At 62.6% G+C, this 20,101-nt stretch carries 20 protein-coding genes, 1 tRNA gene and 1 pseudogene; 9 read left to right on the top strand and 13 right to left on the bottom strand.

Going from position 1 to position 20,101, the window contains the following annotated elements; genetic code table 11:
• The coding region (locus tag CQ12_RS18125; RefSeq protein WP_157088292.1) for a lytic transglycosylase domain-containing protein at positions 1-883 on the top strand (883 nt) is incomplete at its 5' end.
• 123 nt (positions 884-1,006) lie between these two features.
• Here the strand turns inward: CQ12_RS18125 and CQ12_RS18120 are convergent.
• The 3 genes from CQ12_RS18120 to CQ12_RS18110 all read right to left on the bottom strand — a co-directional run bounded on the left by CQ12_RS18120 (position 1,007) and on the right by CQ12_RS18110 (position 5,314).
• Positions 1,007-1,657, bottom strand: coding sequence for a hypothetical protein (locus tag CQ12_RS18120; protein ID WP_057836666.1), 651 nt, complete (start codon positions 1,655-1,657; stop codon positions 1,007-1,009).
• Between the two features lie 275 nt (positions 1,658-1,932).
• Complete coding sequence (locus CQ12_RS18115) at positions 1,933-3,525, bottom strand: porin (RefSeq protein ID WP_057836665.1); 1,593 nt, start codon at positions 3,523-3,525, stop codon at positions 1,933-1,935.
• A gap of 196 nt (positions 3,526-3,721) precedes the next feature.
• Positions 3,722-5,314: a porin gene (locus tag CQ12_RS18110; protein WP_057836664.1), complete on the bottom strand. Its 1,593-nt coding sequence runs from the start codon at positions 5,312-5,314 to the stop codon at positions 3,722-3,724.
• Positions 5,315-6,284: 970 nt separating this feature from the next.
• Here CQ12_RS18110 and CQ12_RS18105 point away from each other — a divergent pair.
• Positions 6,285-6,378 (top strand) — tRNA-Ser (locus tag CQ12_RS18105).
• 43 nt (positions 6,379-6,421) lie between these two features.
• Here the strand turns inward: CQ12_RS18105 and CQ12_RS47715 are convergent.
• A pseudogene (locus CQ12_RS47715) lies at positions 6,422-6,550 on the bottom strand (IS481 family transposase); the annotation flags it as partial.
• On the opposite strand from CQ12_RS47715, the gene CQ12_RS46400 reads away from it, so the two are divergent.
• On the top strand, positions 6,509-6,778 hold the full coding sequence (locus tag CQ12_RS46400) for a GIY-YIG nuclease family protein (RefSeq protein ID WP_430642241.1): 270 nt from the start codon (positions 6,509-6,511) through the stop codon (positions 6,776-6,778). The pseudogene CQ12_RS47715 and the gene CQ12_RS46400 overlap by 42 nt on opposite strands.
• Before the next feature lie 360 nt (positions 6,779-7,138).
• Positions 7,139-7,303, top strand: a complete 165-nt coding sequence (locus tag CQ12_RS47450; protein WP_198164187.1) for an SEC-C metal-binding domain-containing protein — start codon at positions 7,139-7,141, stop codon at positions 7,301-7,303.
• A gap of 19 nt (positions 7,304-7,322) precedes the next feature.
• Here the strand turns inward: CQ12_RS47450 and CQ12_RS18090 are convergent, their stop codons facing one another.
• From CQ12_RS18090 to gatC, 6 genes are all read right to left on the bottom strand, one after another.
• A complete protein-coding gene (locus CQ12_RS18090; protein ID WP_057836661.1) occupies positions 7,323-7,589 on the bottom strand; it encodes a hypothetical protein in 267 nt (88 codons plus the stop codon).
• Between the two features lie 1,510 nt (positions 7,590-9,099).
• Complete coding sequence (gatB, locus tag CQ12_RS18085) at positions 9,100-10,584, bottom strand: Asp-tRNA(Asn)/Glu-tRNA(Gln) amidotransferase subunit GatB (protein WP_057836660.1); 1,485 nt, start codon at positions 10,582-10,584, stop codon at positions 9,100-9,102.
• Positions 10,581-10,874 carry a hypothetical protein gene (locus CQ12_RS18080; RefSeq protein WP_057836659.1) on the bottom strand — a complete coding sequence of 98 codons (294 nt, stop codon included), beginning with the start codon at positions 10,872-10,874 and terminating at the stop codon, positions 10,581-10,583. The genes gatB and CQ12_RS18080 overlap by 4 nt, the downstream gene beginning before the upstream one ends.
• Before the next feature lie 2 nt (positions 10,875-10,876).
• Positions 10,877-12,352, bottom strand: coding sequence for an Asp-tRNA(Asn)/Glu-tRNA(Gln) amidotransferase subunit GatA (gene gatA, locus CQ12_RS18075; protein WP_057836658.1), 1,476 nt, complete (start codon positions 12,350-12,352; stop codon positions 10,877-10,879).
• Complete coding sequence (locus tag CQ12_RS18070; protein ID WP_057836657.1) at positions 12,349-12,561, bottom strand: hypothetical protein; 213 nt, start codon at positions 12,559-12,561, stop codon at positions 12,349-12,351. The genes gatA and CQ12_RS18070 overlap by 4 nt, the downstream gene beginning before the upstream one ends.
• Before the next feature lie 26 nt (positions 12,562-12,587).
• Positions 12,588-12,875, bottom strand: a complete 288-nt coding sequence (gene gatC, locus CQ12_RS18065) for an Asp-tRNA(Asn)/Glu-tRNA(Gln) amidotransferase subunit GatC (protein WP_057836656.1) — start codon at positions 12,873-12,875, stop codon at positions 12,588-12,590.
• A gap of 402 nt (positions 12,876-13,277) precedes the next feature.
• Here gatC and CQ12_RS43875 point away from each other — a divergent pair, with 402 nt between their 5' ends.
• The 3 genes from CQ12_RS43875 to CQ12_RS18055 all read left to right on the top strand — a co-directional run bounded on the left by CQ12_RS43875 (position 13,278) and on the right by CQ12_RS18055 (position 15,358).
• Positions 13,278-13,445, top strand: coding sequence for a hypothetical protein (locus tag CQ12_RS43875; RefSeq protein ID WP_157088291.1), 168 nt, complete (start codon positions 13,278-13,280; stop codon positions 13,443-13,445).
• Between the two features lie 212 nt (positions 13,446-13,657).
• The gene (locus CQ12_RS18060) at positions 13,658-14,449 is read left to right on the top strand and encodes an alpha/beta fold hydrolase (RefSeq protein WP_198164186.1); all 792 of its coding nucleotides are present in this window, start codon (positions 13,658-13,660) and stop codon (positions 14,447-14,449) included.
• Positions 14,450-14,479: 30 nt separating this feature from the next.
• Complete coding sequence (locus CQ12_RS18055) at positions 14,480-15,358, top strand: MBL fold metallo-hydrolase (protein WP_057836654.1); 879 nt, start codon at positions 14,480-14,482, stop codon at positions 15,356-15,358.
• A gap of 21 nt (positions 15,359-15,379) precedes the next feature.
• Here CQ12_RS18055 and CQ12_RS18050 read toward each other — a convergent pair whose 3' ends face one another.
• Entirely contained in the window at positions 15,380-16,456 is a 1,077-nt protein-coding gene (locus CQ12_RS18050) for an NAD(P)H-dependent flavin oxidoreductase (protein WP_057836653.1), read from the bottom strand.
• A 38-nt stretch (positions 16,457-16,494) separates the two neighbouring features.
• Positions 16,495-17,469: an NAD(P)H-dependent flavin oxidoreductase gene (locus CQ12_RS18045; protein WP_057836652.1), complete on the bottom strand. Its 975-nt coding sequence runs from the start codon at positions 17,467-17,469 to the stop codon at positions 16,495-16,497.
• Positions 17,470-17,573: 104 nt separating this feature from the next.
• On the opposite strand from CQ12_RS18045, the gene CQ12_RS18040 reads away from it, so the two are divergent.
• Positions 17,574-18,455, top strand: a complete 882-nt coding sequence (locus CQ12_RS18040) for a LysR family transcriptional regulator (RefSeq protein WP_057836651.1) — start codon at positions 17,574-17,576, stop codon at positions 18,453-18,455.
• Positions 18,456-18,652: 197 nt separating this feature from the next.
• Here the strand turns inward: CQ12_RS18040 and CQ12_RS18035 are convergent, their stop codons facing one another.
• Positions 18,653-18,877 (bottom strand): hypothetical protein, encoded by a 225-nt coding sequence (locus CQ12_RS18035; protein WP_057836668.1) that lies wholly within the window; start codon positions 18,875-18,877, stop codon positions 18,653-18,655.
• A gap of 213 nt (positions 18,878-19,090) precedes the next feature.
• Between CQ12_RS18035 and CQ12_RS18030 the strand changes: the two genes are divergently transcribed.
• Positions 19,091-20,026, top strand: coding sequence for a cyclase family protein (locus CQ12_RS18030; protein WP_057836650.1), 936 nt, complete (start codon positions 19,091-19,093; stop codon positions 20,024-20,026).
• Positions 20,027-20,101 lie beyond the last annotated feature (75 nt).

Genomic DNA, 20,101 nt, shown 5'->3' with positions numbered 1-20,101 from the left:
GGAAGCGGCGGGCCGCGCGCAGGAAGCCCGCGCGGCGTACGGCCGCGCCGCCGAGCAATCGACCAGCTATTACGGCCAGTTGGCGCGCGCCAAGCTCGGCCTGCCCCAGCTCGATCTGAACGGCGTCCCACGCGGCCGCGGAGCCGAACGGCTGGAGATCGTCCGCGCCGTGCAGTTGCTCTATGAACTCGACGAGCGCGAGCTTGCGATCCCGATTTTCGGCGACATGGGTGAGAACGGCGATCCCGATGCGCTGGCCGGCCTCGGCGAGCTCACCGCGCGCTATCATGACGCCCGCGGCATGCTGCTGCTCGGCAAGGCCGCGCTGAACCGCGGCCTGCCATTCGACCACTACGCCTATCCCGTCACCGGCATTCCGTCGTTCAAGCAGCTTGGTCCCGAGGTGGAGCCCAGCGTCATCTACTCGATCGCACGGCAGGAAAGCGCCTTCAATCCGGCGGTCGTCTCGCCGGCCCAGGCTTACGGGCTGATGCAGGTGACGCCGGACGCCGGGCGCTATGTCTGCAAGCGGGCCGGCGTCAGCTTCGACCTTCAGCGGATGAAGACCGATTCGGTCTACAACGCGACGCTTGGCGCGGCCGAACTCGGCGGGCTGCTGGAGGACTATCGCGGCTCCTACATCCTGACCTTCGCCGGCTACAATGCCGGTCGCGGCAGCGTGAAGAAATGGATCGAGCGCTACGGTGACCCGCGCGATCCCAAGGTCGACGCCGTCGACTGGGTCGAACTGATCCCGTTCTCCGAGACGCGCAACTACGTGCAACGGATCATGGAGAACCTGCAGGTCTACCGAACGCGGTTCGGCGGCGGGACCAAGCTCCAGATCGAAGCCGACCTGCATCGGGGCGCCAGCGTCCAATAGCGGTTTTCAGGCTGCAAAAGCGGCGGTGCTCCCACATATCGACGACGCACTGCCGCACAATGAAAAGCTCCCGGCAGTTTTCCCGCCGGGGGTTCTCCTAATAGCGTTTCAAGCCTTTCCGGATCAGAAGTTGCGCTGAGCGCGAACGTTCAGATGGACGCTGCTCTTATGGATCTTAGTGGCAACATGAGCCTCGTTTTCCCGTCTGGATCGGGCCAGGCGTCGAACGGCGAACTGCAAGTCCAATGCACTCAAGAAGCTTAAAAGCGTACGGAATCGGGGCATCGGATGCTGGCTAAAGGCGCGATAAAGCGTCTCCCGCGTCGTGACGGTTTTGCATGCGAACTCCGCAACATTTTCTTGTGCCTGTAATGTTTCTCTGAAAACCTTCGCAAGCGCGTCCATTTCGCCGGTTTTGAATGCGGCTGTGAATCGACGAGCAGTTGCAGCCCGCTTTCTTGCGCTGCTCCCCCCTTCTCCGGGCACGTCCCTCTCATGACTATTCGCAACTTCGCGGCGCACTTCTACAATCAATCTAAACCCCAGCACGCGAAGGACCTTGATCATGTTGTCGAGCGCCGGCCCTTTCGCAAGACGGAATGCGCGATATAGAGTCACGCGGTCGAGCTCAGCAGTGCGTGCGATTTCGATAATGCTACCGGATCGAAGCACCGCAGCCCCAACCGCACGGCAAATGCGTTGAAGATCGTTCGTTTCGAACGCCGCATTGAGCAGTTTTTCGACGTCCTTCGATCCAAATCCAGGATTGGCCATCGGCGCTAATCCAAAGACACAATTCAAGAAGGAATCTCACGCGTGCATGCAGGTACGTGCGACGAGGTACTTTCGCTGAAAAACAGGATGGAAAAAGCTGGTGCCATCGCTGCAATCGGAGCACAGGAGCGGACTGTCGCTCCGGAGAGACGCTGGGCTTTTCGGCCCAGAACGCTTGCCAAGCCTGCTCAAGACGCCTCCGGATCACGGTAGCGATGATTGGATAGGCTTACCGAGGGCGATGCGACTCCTGTCGCATCGCCATAGAATCACTGTCAGAAGTTGCGCTGGACGCGGAGCTGGAGCAGGACCGTATCCTGATCCTTGAACTCGTAGAGCGCGTTCGGTTTCGGCGCGGTCGCGGTAAACACCGAAGAGCCGGACATCTTCTGGTCGAGATGGAACCACTGGACTTCACCCGAGAAGGTCAGGTTCTTGACCGGGGTCCAGCGGGTCACAACGCCGAGCTGCGAGACGTTGAAGTCAGGGTTACAGGTGTAGGCACCTGCAGCGTTGCCGGCCAGCGCCTGGCCCGGGTGGCTGACAGCGAAGGCGGCGCAATAAGCGCCCTTGGCCGTGGAGGTGCCGGCACCCAGCAGGTTGTCGTTCGCACCGCCATCATACCTGACCGAGGAGTAGCTGCCGAACAGGCTGCTCGACCAGTATGGGTCCCAGTTGTGATTGAAAGCACCACGCACGCCCCAGGCAGTCGTCAGAGCGATACCACCGGTACCGCCTGCGCCCGGCAAATAGACGCCGTCGGTAGTCGCACCGAAGCCGACGCTCTGGTAGCCGAAGCCGCTATCACCGAACATCGCAAAGTTCGGCGAGGTGCCGCTGGTGGCGATCACATACTTGGTGGCGCCCTTGGCGTAGGATGCGTCGATCTTGATGTCGTCGCCGGCACCGGTCGGAATATTCTTGATCTGCAACCCCGCCATCACCGCGCCGCCCCACTTCGACTCGGGATGGCCGCTGATTTCGGACGCCGCCGTCGGAACGCCGCCGGCGCCCAGCGTGTTGTACGAGCCACTCACTTCATGCGCCGCGGCCGACAACTGGAACAGACCCCAGGCCTGATCGACCCGGATTCTGCCGACGATTTCAGGAGCACGGGTGCCGGCATAGGCGTTCGATCCGGTGCCGTTGGCGCCGATTGCGCCAGGGATGCTCAGATTGTAGACGGCAGTGCGATCCCACACGGTCGGGTCGTCAAGACCGATCGAAGCGGATACGCCATTGCCGAACTCGGCGTTGTACTGGATGTTGTTGACGCCGGTGTCCGTATTCTGACCGCCGAGCAAGGAGGAGTTGATGTTGCCCGGGAAACCTTGCCACGGCGTGGCATAGGCCGAGGCGGACTTGCCGAAGGTGAAGCCGGCGAACTGGATGAAGAGGAATTCGACCGCAACGTAGCCTCCTCCAGGGACGGACAGTGCGTTCGCGAGCCCGCCCGGGAACGCGGTGAGCGTGGTCGGATTGGAGCTGCCGAAATTGTTGAACTGGAAGTCGCCCTGGCCGAAGGTGCGGACCACGCCGTACTCGGTCGCGGTGCGGGTATCGACCGTCAGCGCCATGCGGGCGCGGCCAACGAAGTAGTCGCGATAACGGTTTTGCTGGCCAAGATCACTGTTCCAGGCCGGGGCGCCATGGACGCCGCCATTGAAGGTGGTGTCCGCGCGCAGATAGCCGCCGATCTTGATGCAGGTGTCGGTGCCCGGGATGAAGAAAAAGCCGGCGCCGTAAAGCGAACAGATCCTGACGTATTCGACCGCCTTGGCCTTGACCGGCAGGTCGGCCGCCTGTGCCCCGCTCACGGCAATCAAACCTGCCGCCGAGCCGAGAAGAAGTATTGGCACTCTAATCATAGGAGTCCCTGTGTCGAGCTTCGAAGTAATCACACAGCTGACTAGATACCGTGACGTTGAAAGGAAGAACGACAACGCCGCGAAGCATTTCATTGGGCGCGCAGCTGTAGCTGTTGCTACGGAAGATCAGTGACTGCGATAAACCCCCCAGCAGTTTCCTGCCGGGGGGTCTTCGAGTGTTTCAAGTCTTTCGGGATCAGAAGTTACGCTGAGCGCGAACGTTCAGGAAGACAGTGCTCTGGTCCCTGAACTCGTACACAGCGGTCGGCTTCGGAGCCGCCGGCGTCAAGACGGCAGCGCCCGTGAACTTCTGGTCGAGGAAGAACGCGCCGACTTCAGCCGAGAACGTCAGGTTCTTGACGGGAGTCCAACGGGTGACCACACCAACCTGGGCGACGTTGTAGTCGGGGTTGCAGCTATAGTCTGCAGACACGACCTTGCCGAAGTTGAAGCTCGCGCAGAACTGACCCTTGGCGCTCAGGATGTCGGTTGCGCTGCCATTATACCGCACAGCCGCGTAGCTGCCCCAGAAGCTGGTCGACCAGTAGGGATCCCAGTTGTGGTTGAACGCACCACGGATACCATAGGCTTCGGTCAGCTTGAGGTCGCCAGTAAGGCCAGCGGTAAGGAACCCGGGCAGGAAAACCGCATCAGACGTTTGGCCAAAGCCAATGCTCTGATACGCACCCGCACGGCCCGTGCCACCGAACATCGCGAAGCTCGGCGAGGCACCGCTCGTGGAGATCACGGCCTTGGTGTTACCCTTGGCATACGTTACGTCCATCTTGATATCGTCGCCCGCACCGGTCGGGAGGTTCTTGATCTGCAACGCAGCCGTCACAGCACCGCCCCACTTGTCTTCGGGATGACCGGAGATTTCCGACAGAGCGTTCGGAACGCCGCCAACGCCGAGGACGTTGTAGGAAGCGGTCACGTTATGCAGGACGCCCGCAATCTGGAACAGACCCCAAGCCTGGTCGACGCGGATGTTGCCCGCGATGTCCGGAACGTGGGTGCCGCCGTAAGCGTTGGCACCAGCGGCCGTGGCCTGGATAGCGCCCACTGCAAACCCTGCGGGGGTCGCAGCCACGCCGAGGTTCAGCACGGAGGTGCGGTTGAACACGGTCGGATCATCGAGGCCGATGGTGGCCGACACGCCGTTGCCGAACTGCGCAGTGTACTGGATGTTGTTGACGCCGGTGACGTAGTCCGGGCCACCCAGCAAGAACGAGTTGTTGTTGCCCGGATAACCGTTCCAGGGCGTCGCGTAGGCCGAAGCCGACTTACCGAAGGTGAAACCAGCGAACTGGATGAACACCATTTCAACCGCGACATAGCCACCGCCCGCGACGTTGAGCGCGTTAGAAGCGCCGGCCGGGAACGCGGCCAAGTCAGCCGGGTTGCTGCTTCCGAAGTTGTTGAACTGGAAGTCGCCCTGACCGAAGGTGCGGACAACGCCGTATTCGGTGGCGGTACGGGTATCAACCGTGATCGCCATACGAGAACGGGAGTTGAAATTATCGCGGAAGCGATTTCCCTGGCCACCGGTCCCCGACCAGAACGGCCCACCGTAGATGCCGCCGTTGAACGTGGTGTCGATGCGAACGTAACCACCCAGCTTGATGCAGGTATCTGTGCCCGGGATATACCAGAACCCCGCGCCGTACAGGGAGCAGATCCTCACGTACTCGACCGCTTTGGCCTTGACGGGAAGATCGGCCGCCTGTGCTCCGCCCATAGCGACGAGAGCCGCCGCTGAGCCGAGAATAAGGCTCTTAACCATCTTCATGCTAAACCTCCAAGTTGCTCTGTAGGGAAGGTTCCGGATCCGCTGGGTGAAAAACACCCGTAAGGCTGGTTCCCTTGTCCCCGTAAAACCCGCTTAGTCGCTTCGCGCCTTCGGACACACCCGCATGAACGCGAGGGACTTAAGCGAACCATCTAAAACGGGGCGACCTCGGGATGCCCCCCTCCGTCGCACGATCACAATTACCGAGGACTTCTGCACAAGCAACAAAGGAACCGCCTCGAACGCCGCGGCCCGCCCCCTTTTCCGAAGGGTGTTGCACAAATAACACGTGTTTGTGATCGCGCTTTTCCCGCAAGCGACTGGTTCTGCTACATATTTTCGAATAGCTCTATTTGACATCCGAAAGCTGTCGTGGGCACCGCAGCAACTGCACTTCACCCACCGAAACGTTTTGCAGGCAGCGAATCGAGCCGGCGATTCCGCCGATTCCATCCCCCGACATCACACACATAATAGAGTCATCTGCGGAGCTCCCTCGTCGGCCGGCAACCGCAAGCAGCGCCTGACTTGCCCCAATTATGAAGGCTCAAGCTGCCGCACCTCATTGTCAGCGACGCGGAGCGCGGCCGCAGGCGAAAAGCGCCCTTCAGGCTCGAAGTGCATTTGCAGATTGCAGCGGGCCCGGGCACCAGCGCATCGCGCTACGAAATCTACTCAACGGGACCCGAATCGCCGGCAAACGGCACCGAATCGCGTTCGCGCGACGAATGTTTCATTTCGAGGCAATCGGAGCTGGCACGCCAGGACGTCCGACGAAGGCCTCGCCGCGATGAACGCACGAGGCGAGTGTCCCGACGTCGCTGCGTCTGTGTTCCTGCAGTACAAAGCCTTGAACGCAGGCTGCGGGCGCATCGCGGAAGCGCGTAGCGCCGGCGCCTCCAAATGGCCTCGGCGTAATTTGAATCTGCCGCTTGCGGCTGGCCCTCGCGTCAGGCATATCCGCGCTTACGGAGCTGTGGCCGAGTGGCTGAAGGCGGCGGTTTGCTAAACCGTTATAGGGTTGTAAAGCCCTATCGAGGGTTCGAATCCCTCCGGCTCCGCCACCCTACGCCTGTCCGGCCCGGAGACATGGGTAACGGGTCGTACTTAAGGCATGGGCGACAACCTCGCGCCGAACGGGTTGTCGAGGGGTTGCAGGGTTTTCTGCTCCAAGTCGAAATATCCGAGATCATAGTGCATGAAGCTGACGAGCCAAATGCCCTCGTCTACTTCCTCGAACTGAGCAATGGTGACATCTATATCGGATCGACAGACGATCTCCGACGTAGAGCGGCGTCCCATCAGCAAGGACACGTCATCTCGACAGGCAAGTATTTGCCCTTGATTCTTCGCTCGTATGTCGCGGTGAGCGACGAGGCGACGGCTGGTAGTCTCGAACGGTATTTCAAGTCGGGATCTGGAAAGGCTTTCGCAAAGAAGCGCTTCTTGCCGACTTCCCACTAGCGGTTCTGATCGCGCAGATTCACTATCGCCACGGTGACAAGTGGAGGTCAGCATGAAGGTGGATCGACGGATTTGTCCGGGAAGCACTGATCTGGCGCGCAGTGACATTCCTGGCGTGGGAGCGACGCATCGATCGCGACCGGCTGCAGGAATTTCTGGTCAGGTTCTATGAAACGCGGCCGGCAGAAGATGGCGATCAGGCCTGGGCAGGCTGGCTGCAAGCGATCGCCTTGACTTCGACGAGGACCTTGCCGGCGCCGAACGTGCGCCCGATGACGTCGATCGGTTCACGTAGGTCAACCTTGGGTACATCGAGGATGTGCTCGATCCGCTGACCTGGAGCGCGGGCTCGAAGACGACGTGTTCGAAGAAGGCGATGAGAGATCACCCCGGGCCGATCTCGCGTATACGAACGCGCGGGTGAGGAATACCTGGCGCCACGTCGGACGCAACGATCCATGCCCCTGCGGGAGCGGCAAGAAGGCAAAGAAATGCAGCCTTGCCAACGGAGAGCCGCCGGTCTGACACCGGCCGCTCCGAACCCTCAGTGTGCGGTCATCCAGGCTCGGGCTTCGCGCTGTGCGGTGGCGATTTCGGCATCCGACATCATCGCGGCGACCTCTTGGCGCATCGAGATGGCATCAGCACGCCCCTTCAGCGCGGCGAGATTGAACCATTTGTGGGCCGCGACCAGATTGACCACGCCGGAACGGCCGCTCGCCCAGTAAAGACCGCGCTCGAACAGCACGTCCGGGATCGCGGTGGCTTCCACCGGCGTCGCGGCATCCAGATCGAATTGTCCCTGAAACATGGTAGCTCCCCTTTTTATCGTTGCCGCCCTCCCCCGAGCGCGGCCCCTGTCCACTGTTAGTCTGCCTGTTATCTCCAACGCCGATTTCCGGTCTGTTGTTGGGATGATCATGGCCGATCAAATTTGAAGGGCAGTTTAAGGTTCGCGATGAACGGGATGTAAACGCGCGGCTCCCGCGAGCGAACGCGAAATCGCAGAAGTGCCTGCGGCACAGGGAGAAGTCGCCAATCGTGAAGTTCGGTTTACCCTGCGGTTTCGCAGAACGATAACCATTGCGGCAAGGTCGGTATCATGACCGCCCGACACCGCGCCGGTGCGACGCAACGCATCACGATCGCTCCAGCGGCATCAGCGTCCGCACCTTCGGGCATACGCGGCGAGCCGGACTGCGAACGGCTGGGATGATCCGTCTGAGCGGCAAACGGAACTGAGACGATCGGCGCCTGTGAACGGTTGGATGTATCGGAGGAAGCTTTTTAGTGTCGCGCGCCCGATGCGGCGGCTGTCGGAGCGCTCCGGCGAAAGCGGGCGTTCCGGGGGCCGAATGCGCCCCTAGGGAACGAGGGCGTCGGCGAACACGTCAGGACCAGATTTCATACCGGGCTTTGGTCCCGGTGAAACTGCGGATAGTTAAGGATACCCGCACCGAACGAAGAAAACCTGTTTCTTCTGCCGAACCGGTTTTGAAAGAGCGGGCCTCGTTAGAAGAACGCTCTTTCCGAAATACGATCCAGCCCGTTGACCTGATGTCTCGCCGACACCCTCTTTCGTCGACCGGAGCCTTCAGCGTTTAGTCCTGGGGCTCAAGTGACGTGCCGGCATCAAGCCGCCGGCAATTTTCAAAGAAGCGAATTTACTTCTTCTTCTTGGCGACCTTGCGGGTCTTCTTCGCAGTCTTCTTCACTGCGCTCTTCGCTTTCTTCGCCTTCTTAGCTTTCTTGGCCATGTTGCCCTCCTAATGTAAGTGAGATGGCTTAGTCGCTGCGTGCACTCGGGAATCGAGATGCACTACATCCCGAATACACCAACGCACTCAAAAAAACAGCGTCCCGCTTAAGGAAGTGTTGACACGGCGACGAGAGAGCGCGCGAAGCACTTCGTTCGACAACACAATGATGGATGCGCGCGTCGATGCAAAAAGTGCCGCAACGCTCGACATCGGTGTTTGCGAATATTGCAGGAAGCGCCTGTGCTGCAGCACTTTCTTTGATTCACTGAAGTGACGATCAATGCACGCGCACGTTCACCGCGACTCACTGATGCCGCCAAAAAGCCGTGTGCACGGACTCTGAGTCGCAAGCTTTGGCAATAAAAAAATTTTCACAGTGACAGCGTTGGCGTCTCATCGCCGCTCGCCAGAACCGAACTTTTTTGCGAATCGCGAACACCGATTCGCAACTGCGCTGTCGGTCGCGATGACGAATTTCAGATCGCGATGGACGATCGATGCACGTTCTCGCGCATCGATCGCGACGTCATCAACGCCGGAGTCGTCCCGTTACGGGACGCTTCAGATGCCGAGCTTCGCTTTCAAGAGATCGTTGACGGCTTGCGGATTGGCCTTGCCGCCCGATTGCTTCATCACCTGGCCGACGAACCAGGCGGCGAGCTGCGGCCTGGCCTTCGCCTGCGCGACCTTGTCCGGATTGGCCGCGATGATGTCGTCAACGACCTTCTCGATCGCGCCGAGATCGGTGACCTGCTTCATGCCGCGGCTTTCCACCAGCTCGCGCGGGTCGCCGCCTTCGGTCCAGACGATCTCGAACAGGTCCTTTGCGATCTTGCCGGAGATCGTGCCCTCGCCGATCAGGCCGACGATCGCCGCGAGCTGCGCCGCCGACACCGGCGAGTCCGTGATGTCATGGCCTTCCTTGTTGAGGCGGCCGAACAGTTCGTTGATCACCCAGTTGGCGGCGAGCTTGCCGTCGCGCGCCTTGTCGGCAAGGCCCGCCAGCACGGTCTCGTAGAACACCGCGCTCTCGCGCTCGGCCACCAGCACGCCGGCGTCGTAGGGCGACAGACCAAGGCTCTCGATGAAGCGCGCCTTCTTCTGGTCGGGCAATTCCGGCAGATGCGCCTTGAGCTCATCGATATAGGCCTGCGTGAATTCGAGCGGCAGCAGGTCGGGATCCGGGAAATAGCGATAATCGTGCGCCTCTTCCTTGGAGCGCATCGAGCGCGTCTCGCCCTTGTTGGGGTCGAACAGCCGCGTTTCCTGGTCGATCGAGCCGCCATCCTCGATGATCTCGATCTGACGACGCGCCTCGTACTCGATCGCCTGGCCGATGAAGTTGATCGAGTTCATGTTCTTGATTTCGCAGCGGGTACCGAGCGGCCCTCCCGGTTTGCGCACGGAAACGTTGACGTCGGCGCGCAATGAACCCTTCTCCATGTCGCCGTCGCAGGTGCCAAGATAACGCAGGATCGAACGCAGCTTGGTCACATACGCCTTGGCCTGCTCGGCATCGCGAATGTCCGGTTTTGATACGATCTCCATCAGCGCCACGCCGCAACGGTTGAGATCGACATAGGACATGGTCGGTGACTGATCGTGCAGCAACTTGCCGGCGTCTTGCTCCAGGTGCAGCCGCTCGATGCCGATGGTGGCGGTCTTGCCACCATCGAGTTCGACCGTGACCTCGCCCTCGCCGACGATCGGCGATTTGTACTGGCTGATCTGGTAGCCCTGCGGCGAATCCGCATAGAAATAGTTCTTGCGGTCGAACACCGAGCGCAGGTTGATCTTTGCGTTCAGCCCAAGCCCGGTGCGCACAGCCTGCCGCACGCATTCCTCGTTGATCACAGGCAGCATGCCGGGCATCGCCGCGTCGACCAGCGACACGTGGCTGTTGGGCTCGCCGCCGAATTCGGTCGAGGCGCCCGAGAACAGCTTTGACTTCGACGTGACCTGGGCGTGCACCTCCATCCCGATCACGACTTCCCAGTCGCCGGTCTGGCCCTTGATCAGTTTTCCCGGTTTCACTGACACGTTCATGCTTTTCCACTCCCGAGCAGCGCGGTCACGATCCGCTCCCATTCGGCTTCCAGAGAATCCTTTGCCACCGGCTGGCCGGCCTGGCGGTACCAATAGCCGGCATTGCCGAGATCGCCTTCGACGCGGTGCAGGTAGGCGTGCACCCAGGCGGCCTCGGCGCTGCCCTCATCCTGCACGATCTTGTGCGCCCGGTCCCAGTCGCCTTTGGCGGCCCACCATAGCCCGGCCAGCGGCGGTTCCAGACCAGGTGCCGGCGCATTGTCCGCGAGAGTAGCGCGGAAATCCGCCATCGCTACCACCAGCGCGTCGGCGTGAAGCGGCCGGCCGCCTGCTCCACGACTTCGCCGAGCGAGAACAGCGTCTCTTCGTCGAACGGACGGCCGATCAATTGCAGGCCAAGCGGCAGCCCCTGCGCGTCCTTGCCGGCGGGCACGGCGATGCCCGGGAGTCCCGCCATGTTCACCGTCACCGTGAAGATGTCGTTGAGATACATCTCGACCGGATCGGCGCCGCCCTTCTCTCCAACACCAAAGGCAGCCGACGGCGTCGCCGGCGTCAGGATCGCGTTGACGCCCCTGGCGAAGCAATCCTCAAAATCCTTCTTGATCAGCGTGCGCACTTTTTGCGCGCGCAGATAATAGGCATCGTAATAGCCGGCGGAGAGCACATAGGTGCCGATCATGACGCGGCGGCGCACTTCGTCGCCAAAGCCTTCGGCGCGAGTGCCTTCGTACAACTCGCCGATGTTGCGGCCCGGCACGCGCAGGCCGTAACGCACGCCGTCGTAGCGTGCGAGGTTCGACGAGGCCTCCGCGGGCGCCACGATGTAGTAGGCCGGCAGCGCGTATTTGGTGTGCGGCAGCGACACCTCGACCAGTTCGGCGCCGGCCGCCTTCAGCCACGCCGCACCTTCCGTCCAGAGCTTTTCGATTTCCGCCGGCATGCCGTCGAGACGGTACTCCTTCGGGATGCCGATTTTCATGCCCTTCACCGACTTGCCAATCGCGGCCTCGTAGTCCGGCACCGCGCGGTCGACCGAGGTGGTGTCCTTGGGATCGTGGCCGGCCATCGAGCGCATCAGGATCGCGGCATCGCGCGTGGTGCGCGCGATCGGTCCCGCCTGGTCGAGCGAAGACGCGAACGCCACGATGCCCCAGCGCGAGCAGCGGCCATAGGTCGGCTTGACGCCGACGGTCGCGGTGAACGCCGCAGGCTGACGGATCGAGCCGCCGGTATCGGTGGCGGTCGCGCCCATGCAGAGCAGCGCCGCCACGGCGGAGGCTGATCCGCCGGACGAGCCGCCCGGCACCAGCGCGGTATTGGAGCCCTCGCGCCGCCACGGATTGACCACCGGGCCGAAGCACGAGGTCTCGTTCGACGAGCCCATCGCGAATTCGTCGTTGTTGAGCTTGCCGAGCATCACGGCGCCGTCGCGCCAGAGCTGCGACGTCACGGTCGATTCGTAAGGCGGCACGAAATTGCCGAGGATCTTCGAGCACGCGGTGGTGCGTACGTCCCTGGTCGCGAACAGGTCCTTGATCCCGAGCGGAATGCCGGCCAGTGGCCCGCCCTCGCCCTTGGCGATCCTGGCATCGACCGCGCGCGCCATGTCGCGGGCCTTATCGGGCGTTTCCAGCACGAAGGCGTTGAGCGAACGCGCCGCTTCGATGGCGGCGAGATGCGCATCCGTCAGTTCAAGCGATGTGAAAGATTTGCTCGCGAGGCCCTCTCGGGCCTCGGCGATTGTCAGGGATGTGAGGTCGGTCATTTATTGATCGGGCTGCAGAAGAACGGAGAAAGCGTCTTGTCGTTGGCGGGGTCGTTGGACTTGGGCCGGGTCCTTTCATTGGCCTCGAGCTGATCGAGGACAGCGTCCATCGCCTTGTCGGGATCGGCGGCCTTGCCCTGCCGCTCCATCGCGTCGAGATAGTTCATGTAGGCCTGATAGGCCTTTTCATCGTCGCAGAGCAGACACATCGGACTTCCGATCTCGCAGAGAGGTTTTACTCAATGACCTTGGGCACCAAAAAGAAATGACCTTGCGTCTCCGGCGCGTTCCTGACGATGTCGTCGGGAATCTCGCCGTCATTGACCACGTCGGCGCGCTTCTTCATTTCCATCGGTGTCACCGAAGTCATCGGTTCGACGCCGTCGACATTCACTTCCGAAAGCTGCTCCACGAAAGCCAGCATGGCATTCAGTTCGCCTTGCAGGTGGGGAACCTCGGCCTCGGCGACCGCAATTCGCGCCAGATGCGCGATGCGGCGAACGGTGGCGGCATCAACAGACATAAATATAGGCCTCAAACGGAGAATTGGCACCCGCCGTATAGCAGAGGCCGCTTTTGCGCCGCAACCACGGGAACAGGCCGAGCGGGGCCTTCGGATCCCGAATACCGCCCTTTTGGGATCAAAAACCGCCTCGCCCCGACGCACAAGATTTTGAGCGCCGAGCGCCCATATTCTGCGCAAAACGCCCTGACGAAACCACTTTGCGACCCCTACGTAGTCATCCTGAAACAGTCGGGGAATGTAGTCACGGCCAGAACATTGGGAGGCCGTGTCATGTCGACCAGCGAAAATGACAGCGCCGGGTCGGAAAGCTGGGATCCTGCCCTCTGGTCCATCGGGACCGTGCTCGGTGCGGCGATCGTCTACCTCGCCTGCTTAACCTGACCGACGGGAGGGATAGCCATGTCCCAACAGGCCAAGACCCTGCAGGAAAAGGCGGAAATGTTCGAACGTCGCGCGGAAAGTGCGACCGATCCGATCTCGAAGCAGCACTACAGAGAGATGGCCGCCCATTACCGGTCGCTGGCCGCCGAGCATCTGGACGTCGGGCGCGACGAACCGGCGCACTAGTCGAGGAAAGAGCAGGCATTCGGTGGCGCGTGGGGCGGCGCATCAGCCGGCCATGCCCGCCCCCGCTCATGCGCGCCAACATCGCGCCCTGATCCATTCACGATTTGAGATTCATGTCGTCTCCGGTATCGTCGGCTTCCGATACCAGGGCTGACCGGCCAGTCGCTCGCCGGATGACAAACAAGAACAACAAGAAACCCCGGGGGCGCAGCATGGATTTCATTGAAGCTAACGGCGTCGCTCTGCGGTGCGAGTTGAGCGGCGGCGGCGACCGCGCGCTGGTGCTGGTCCACGAAATGGGCGGCTCGCTCGAAAGCTGGGACGACGTCGCGCCAAGGTTTGCGAAGTCGCGCCGGGTCCTCCGCTACGACACCCGCGGCGCCGGATTGTCGCAGAAAGTGCGCGGCGAACTTACTCTCGATACGATGGCCGACGACATCGCGGCCCTGCTCGACCAATTCGGGATCGCCGGTAAGGTCGCGCTGGCCGGCATCGCCGTCGGAGGTGCAATCGCCCTGCATTTCGCGGCCCGCTATCCGGAGCGCGCCAGTGCCGTCGCTGTCGGCAGCCCCGCCACCGGCATCGCGGCGGAACGCCGCGCGCCGGCCCTCGAACGCCTTGCGAAGATCGAGGCCGCAGGCATGGCGATCGCGGTCGAGGAGTCGATGTTGAACGGCTATGCCCCGGAGCTTCGCGGCGACATCGCCCGCTTCGAGCGCTTCCGAACCCGATGGCTCGGCAACGATCCCTCGAGCTATGCGACGATCTGGCGAATGCTGGCGGCAGCCGAGATGCAGGACGAACTCACCCGGCTGAAATGTCCGGTGCTGGTGATCGGCGGCAGCCTGGATCGCGTCCGCCCGCCGGCGCTGGCGCAAGGTGTGGCCAAAGCCATTCCTGACGCCCGCTACGCCGAGATCCGCACCGGCCACTACATGGCGGTGCAAACGCCCGACGTGCTGTTCGATTGCATCGATGAGTTCCTGAAATCGGTCGGCGCCTGACCGCTCCCCCAAGCCCCGAGGTCTTCCCACATGAATGCGCAACCGGCCCAGCAGATTCCCGGCATCTATCATCGCAAGATCGGCGATATCATCGTCACCGCCGTCAGCGACGGCTATCTCGACGGCACCCTCGACGTGATGCGCAACGTCGACCTTGAAAAGGCGCATCAGATCCTGACCGATGCTTTCCGCCCGGCGCGGCGGACCAGCGTCAATACCTTCCTGATCCGCTCCAAGGGGCGCACCGCGATCATCGACACCGGATCGGGCAATTATCTGCAGCCCACGGCCGGCTTCGTTCAGCGCAGCCTCGCCGCTGATGGCATCGACCCGAAATCGATCGACACGGTATTGCTGACCCACATGCATCCGGATCATTCCGCCGGCCTGACCGACATGTCGAATGGGCAGCTCCTGTTTCCGAATGCGGAACTCGTGATGCACGAGAACGAGCTGGCGCACTGGTTCGACGACGGCGCGATGGCAAAGGCCGACGAGCGATCGGCGAAGCTGTTTTTTCAGGCCGGCCGCGAGCAGGTCGCGCCCTACAAGAGCAGGACGCGGCTATTTGGGGATGGCGAGGTGTTTCCCGGCGTCACCGCGATCCCGAGCCACGGGCATACGCCGGGTCACACCGCCTATCTGGTCGCTTCAGGCCAGGATCAGTTGATGATCTGGGGCGACACCGTACATGTGCCGGAAGTGCAAACCGCCTTTCCGGAGGCCGGCATGTCGTTCGACACCGATCTCGCTGCGGCGGCCACATCGCGAAAACGAATGTTCGACCGCGTCTCCGCCGACGGCGTCCTGGTCGCCGGGATGCATCTGCATTTCCCGGCGTTCTCGCGCCTGGCGCGGCGCGGCAACGCCTATGCGCTCTACCCCGAGGCCTGGGTCCACGCGCTTTGACGGCGTGAAGCCGGCACCGCGCTAGCCGCCCAACGCGCCGAGCCGAGCCAGCGCGGCGCCTGCGAGCGAGCGGGTCAATTCCGTCGCCGGCATCTCGCGCCCCATCCGCACCGCCTGGCCCGCCCAGAGACTGGTGAAGTCGACCTTGCCGAGCTTTTCGGCGGCCGTCTTCAGCGGGCCGAGCGCGGTGGCGGCATGCGGGAACGCGGGTGCATCAGACGAGATCGGGCCGACCTCGCGCATGACGCGGTTGGCGACGCCGCGCGCGGGCCGTCCGGTCATGACATTGGTGATGACGGTGGAATCGTCATGCGCCTGCGCCAGCGCCGTGCGCACAGGTCCGATCACCTTGGATTCCGGGCAGCGCAGATAGGCGCTGCCGATCTGCACACCGGATGCGCCGAGCGCGAACGCCGCCGCGATGCCGCGCCCGTCGGCGATGCCGCCGGCCGCGATGACCGGCACCTTCACCGCATCGACCACCTGCGGCACCAGCGCGAACGTGCCGGGCTGCTGGGCGATATTGTCGGTCAGGAACATGCCGCGATGGCCGCCGGCCTCCGCGCCTTGCGCGATGATGACGTCGGCGCCGTGCTCCTCCAGCCAGATCGCCTCCTTCACGATGGTCGCCGACGACATCACGAGCGCCCCCGTCGCCTTGACCCGCTTGACCAACGCCGGAGCCGGCAGGCCGAAATGGAAGCTGACAATTTCGGGCTTCAACTCCTCGACCACGGCGCACATCGCCTCATCGAACGGCGCGCGGTTGGCGGCGCTGATGGGCGCGGCAGGATCGATGCCCAATTCCTTGTAATAGGAGCCGAGCCTGGCCTTCCATCCCGCTTCGCGCGCGGCATCGGCACCGACCGGCGTGTGGCAGAAGAAGTTCATGTTCACCGGCGCCGTGACGCGCTGGCGGATGATGTTGACCTGCTCGCGCGCCTTCTCGGCCGTGATCATCGCGCACGGCAGCGACCCCAGCGCCCCACCCTGCGCCGCCGCGATCACCAGCTCGGCGTCCATGATGCCGGCCATCGGCGCCTGCACGATCGGAAATTCGGTCTTGAAGAGGTCGATGATCCGGCGGTCTGGCCACATGGTTTTTCTCGCTTGCATGAATTGAAGGTAGGCGCGGATCAGGCCGCGACTGAGTTGCGGCGACCGCTGAGTATCTGCTCGGCCTCGCTGACGATCCTGTCAACGATCTCGGCGGCCGGCGGGATATCATGGATCAACCCGACCGCCTCACCCGCTATGACGGCGGCGATGTCGAAATTGCCCGCGGCCCTTGCCGCCGCATAGTCGGCCGCGACTGTCTTGATGTTCTGCATCAGTTCGACTTCGCGTCCCATCCAGCGACGCGCATGATCGTTGATCAGGCAGCGTCCGGTAAACGGCGCCGGCCAGACATTGTTGCGCGAGAGATCGAAGATGATGCCGCGAACGCTGTTGCCGTTCGATGCCGCGCAGATGCGTTGCTTGGCCTCTTCTGGCCCATCACATTCCACGCTGGCGTAGAAGCGCGTGCCGAGCAGTACGCCGGAGGCGCCGAGCATCATCATCGCCGCCACCCCCCGGCCATCGCCGATGCCGCCTGCAGCGGCGACCGGCACACGTCCGGCCGCGAGATCGACGATCGCCGGCACGATATCGAGGGTGGTGCGCGAAGCGCCGTGGCCACCGGCTTCCGTGCCCTGTGCGATCAGGATGTCGGCTCCGGCATCGAGCGCCTGTTGCGCCATTGCCTCGTCCTGCACCTGGCAGATCAGGAGCGTGCCCGACGATTTGATGCGCGGCGCGAAGGGCTTTGGATCGCCGAACGAAAGCATGATCGCCCGCGGGCGGGCGTGGAGCGCGATGTCCAACAGCTCCGGCTGCTTCGCGAGGCTCCAGGTGATGAAGCCAACGCCGAAGGGACCGGAAGCGCCAGCGAGCTTGGCCGTCTCCTGCTCGAGCCAGGCCCTGTCGCCATAACCACCGCCGAGAATGCCGAAACCGCCGGCCGCACTGACCGCCGACGTCAGGCGCGCGCCCGCAATGACGTCCATCGGTGCCGAAAGGATCGGATGCTGGATGCCCAGACGGACGGTCAGCGGTGTCGATATCGGCATGTCCCCTCCTTGCGATCTGGACAGAAATATTAAGGCGAAGTACCATTCTATAAAAATGAATACTAGAGAACGGTACCATCTGATATAGAGAACGGAGCGTGCCAGTGGAATTGACCGACCTCCTCACCTTTTCCACCGTCGCCCGGCTCGGCGGCATTACGCGCGCCGCCGACGAACTCAACACTGTTCAATCCAACGTCACCCAGCGGGTGAAGGCGCTGGAGGCCGAGATCGGCGCCGCGTTGTTCGAACGGCACAGCCGCGGCATGACGCTGACCGGCGCCGGCCGCCGCCTGCTTCCCTATGCCGATCGGATGGCGGCGTTGTCACGCGAAGCGCTGCTTGCCGCACGCGACGACGGCGAGCCGAAGGGACCGCTCTCGATTGGTTCGATGGAAACGACGGCCGCCGTCCGCCTGCCCTCCCTGCTCGCCGAATTCCATCGGCGCTTTCCGGCGGTGCAATTGAGTCTGCGGACCTCGACGACGGCCGAACTCGTGGCCGGTGTCCTCAACGGCACGTTCGACGGCGCGTTCGTCGCAGGTCCCATCGAGCATGCCGAACTCGAGGCGACGATTGCCTTCCGCGAGGAGTTGGTGCTGGTCACCGCGCGGCGCTGGCAAAGCCTCGGCGCGTTGCGCGCGGGCACGCCCGGCTCGGGTCCGACCGCGCTGGTGTTTCGGATTGGTTGTACCTACCGGCAGCGGCTCGAACAGGTGTTTTCGGAATTCGGCTGGCCGTCTTCCGCGCGGTTTGAACTCGGCACGCTCGACGGCATGATCGGCTGCGTCGCCGCCGACATGGGCGTGACGCTGCTGCCGCGCGCCGTGGTCGGGCGGAACGACACCGTCAACGTCCATACGCTGGCCCCGGCGCAGGCACGCGTCGAGACCCTCTTCATCAGCCGCCGCGCGGCCCATCAGTCCAGCGCGCTGCAGGGCTTTGCGTCCTGCCTGGGCAGCAATGGCGAGGTCATCGCCGCCTGACATGCCAGCGCCACAGCGCGACGCCCCGCGTCAGATTGAACCAAATCCGCAGGTCTGTCGTCTACCGAGCTCCCGAGGCAGGATGAGCCCGTGATGCGAAAGCTCTTCAAGACCGCAGCCGAGATCGATGGCTCGTTGCGCGCGCCCGGCGCTTTGAAGAGGCGCGCGTGATCATGCAGTGCTACTGATGGCACGGCCTATGCGGTCAACTGCCGCCTGACACTCCAGCGCCGCAGCGCAACAACGGCCCAGACCGCCTCGACCAATCCGAACGGCCAGGCGCCCTGCAGAAACCCGTAGGCCGAGCCGAGCGCGCAGGCGGCGGCGAAGGCGAGGATGAACCAGTGGCTGCGATCTTCCAACGCATAGGCCACCAGCATCGCGGTCACCGCGAACAGGCCGAACAGGCTCAGCGCATCCATCGTCATCTTCTCATCCCGCATTCATTTCGCCACGCGAAACGCCCGCGCCACATTTTTGCAACAAAACAATTTGCGCAGCGTGTCTTCCGCGTTGCGACGTTCGATTGCAGCATACGCGCGTTGCCAACAAAAACTTCTGGTCGCCCCACACCACTACGTTAGTATGAGGCGCTAGCTATTAAAAACCATAACGTAAATCTGGGAGGGACTGCGATGCGCACTGCGTTCGTGTTGTGCTGTTCTGTTGCTCTGTTGGGTACGGTCGGAACGGCAAGCGCTCAAGACTGGACGAAATCGAAATGGGGCCCGGACGACGAGATCGGTGCCGCCAACTACATGAAGCCCGAACTCGTCGTGAAGGCCGCGGGCCTGGTCAAGACCGGCAAGACCTACGCTCTCGGTATCCCCGTCGACTCCAAGACCCCTGCCTACCCGCCGCGGGGCTTCAAGGTCACGATCGTGCAGCCCGGCCAGGCCGGCATTCCCGGCCTCGGGCCGAGCAAGACGACCTATAATGACGACATCATCGAAGGCTGGGTCGGCGTGGGCAGCCAGCTCGATGGTCTCGGCCATATCGGCGTCGAGCACGTCTATTACAATGGCAACAAGCTGCTCGATTTCGCCGATCCGACCGGCCTCAAGAAGCTCGGTGTCGAGAAGATCCCGCCGATGGTGACTCGCGGCGTGCTGCTCGACATGGCAGCCCATTACAACACCGACGTGGTCAAGGAAGGCACCGCCTTCAACGTCAAGGAGATCGAGGAAGTCGCGAAGAAACAGGGTGTCGAAATCCGCCAAGGCGACGTCGTGATCTTCCATACCGGCTGGCTCAGCCTGCTCGGCAAGGACGACAAGCGTTACTCCGCCGGTGAACCGGGGCTCGGCGTCGAAGGCGCCAAATACCTCGCCGGCAAGGGCGTGGTCGCCGTCGGCGCCGATACCTGGGGCCTCGAGGCGGTGCCATTCGAGACCAAGAACGTGTTCGAGGTGCACCAGGTCTTGTTGCCGATGAACGGTACCTACATCCTCGAAAACATGGACACGGCAGAACTCGCCAAGGACAAGGCCTATGAGTTCCTGTTCGTGCTCGGCCAGCCGCGCTTCAAGGGCGGCGTGCAGAGCATGATCAACCCGGTCGCGATCCGGTAACGACCATTGCCAGGGAACGGTGCGGCACCTTCTGAGTTGCCGCACCGTGACCCGCCCTGCCGCGGGTCCACCAGC

The sequence above is a fragment of the Bradyrhizobium jicamae genome (assembly GCF_001440395.1).
Taxonomy (GTDB): Bacteria; Pseudomonadota; Alphaproteobacteria; order Rhizobiales; family Xanthobacteraceae; genus Bradyrhizobium; species Bradyrhizobium jicamae.
Note: the sequence above shows the minus strand (reverse complement) of the source record. Positions and strands in the feature narration are given on the sequence as shown.

What these genes read in the sequence shown, in the direction of transcription:
- CQ12_RS18120 (WP_057836666.1), bottom strand. Translation starts at nt 1,657, where the DNA reads ATGGCCAATCCTGGATTTGGATCGAAGGACGTCGAAAAACTGCTCAAT.
- CQ12_RS18115 (WP_057836665.1), bottom strand. Translation starts at nt 3,525, where the DNA reads ATGATTAGAGTGCCAATACTTCTTCTCGGCTCGGCGGCAGGTTTGATT.
- CQ12_RS18110 (WP_057836664.1), bottom strand. Translation starts at nt 5,314, where the DNA reads ATGAAGATGGTTAAGAGCCTTATTCTCGGCTCAGCGGCGGCTCTCGTC.
- CQ12_RS18090 (WP_057836661.1), bottom strand. Translation starts at nt 7,589, where the DNA reads ATGTTTCAGGGACAATTCGATCTGGATGCCGCGACGCCGGTGGAAGCC.
- gatB (WP_057836660.1), bottom strand. Translation starts at nt 10,584, where the DNA reads ATGAACGTGTCAGTGAAACCGGGAAAACTGATCAAGGGCCAGACCGGC.
- CQ12_RS18080 (WP_057836659.1), bottom strand. Translation starts at nt 10,874, where the DNA reads ATGGCGGATTTCCGCGCTACTCTCGCGGACAATGCGCCGGCACCTGGT.
- gatA (WP_057836658.1), bottom strand. Translation starts at nt 12,352, where the DNA reads ATGACCGACCTCACATCCCTGACAATCGCCGAGGCCCGAGAGGGCCTC.
- CQ12_RS18070 (WP_057836657.1), bottom strand. Translation starts at nt 12,561, where the DNA reads ATGTGTCTGCTCTGCGACGATGAAAAGGCCTATCAGGCCTACATGAAC.
- gatC (WP_057836656.1), bottom strand. Translation starts at nt 12,875, where the DNA reads ATGTCTGTTGATGCCGCCACCGTTCGCCGCATCGCGCATCTGGCGCGA.
- CQ12_RS43875 (WP_157088291.1), top strand. Translation starts at nt 13,278, where the DNA reads ATGTCCCAACAGGCCAAGACCCTGCAGGAAAAGGCGGAAATGTTCGAA.
- CQ12_RS18060 (WP_198164186.1), top strand. Translation starts at nt 13,658, where the DNA reads ATGGATTTCATTGAAGCTAACGGCGTCGCTCTGCGGTGCGAGTTGAGC.
- CQ12_RS18055 (WP_057836654.1), top strand. Translation starts at nt 14,480, where the DNA reads ATGAATGCGCAACCGGCCCAGCAGATTCCCGGCATCTATCATCGCAAG.
- CQ12_RS18050 (WP_057836653.1), bottom strand. Translation starts at nt 16,456, where the DNA reads ATGTGGCCAGACCGCCGGATCATCGACCTCTTCAAGACCGAATTTCCG.
- CQ12_RS18045 (WP_057836652.1), bottom strand. Translation starts at nt 17,469, where the DNA reads ATGCCGATATCGACACCGCTGACCGTCCGTCTGGGCATCCAGCATCCG.
- CQ12_RS18035 (WP_057836668.1), bottom strand. Translation starts at nt 18,877, where the DNA reads ATGGATGCGCTGAGCCTGTTCGGCCTGTTCGCGGTGACCGCGATGCTG.
- CQ12_RS18030 (WP_057836650.1), top strand. Translation starts at nt 19,091, where the DNA reads ATGCGCACTGCGTTCGTGTTGTGCTGTTCTGTTGCTCTGTTGGGTACG.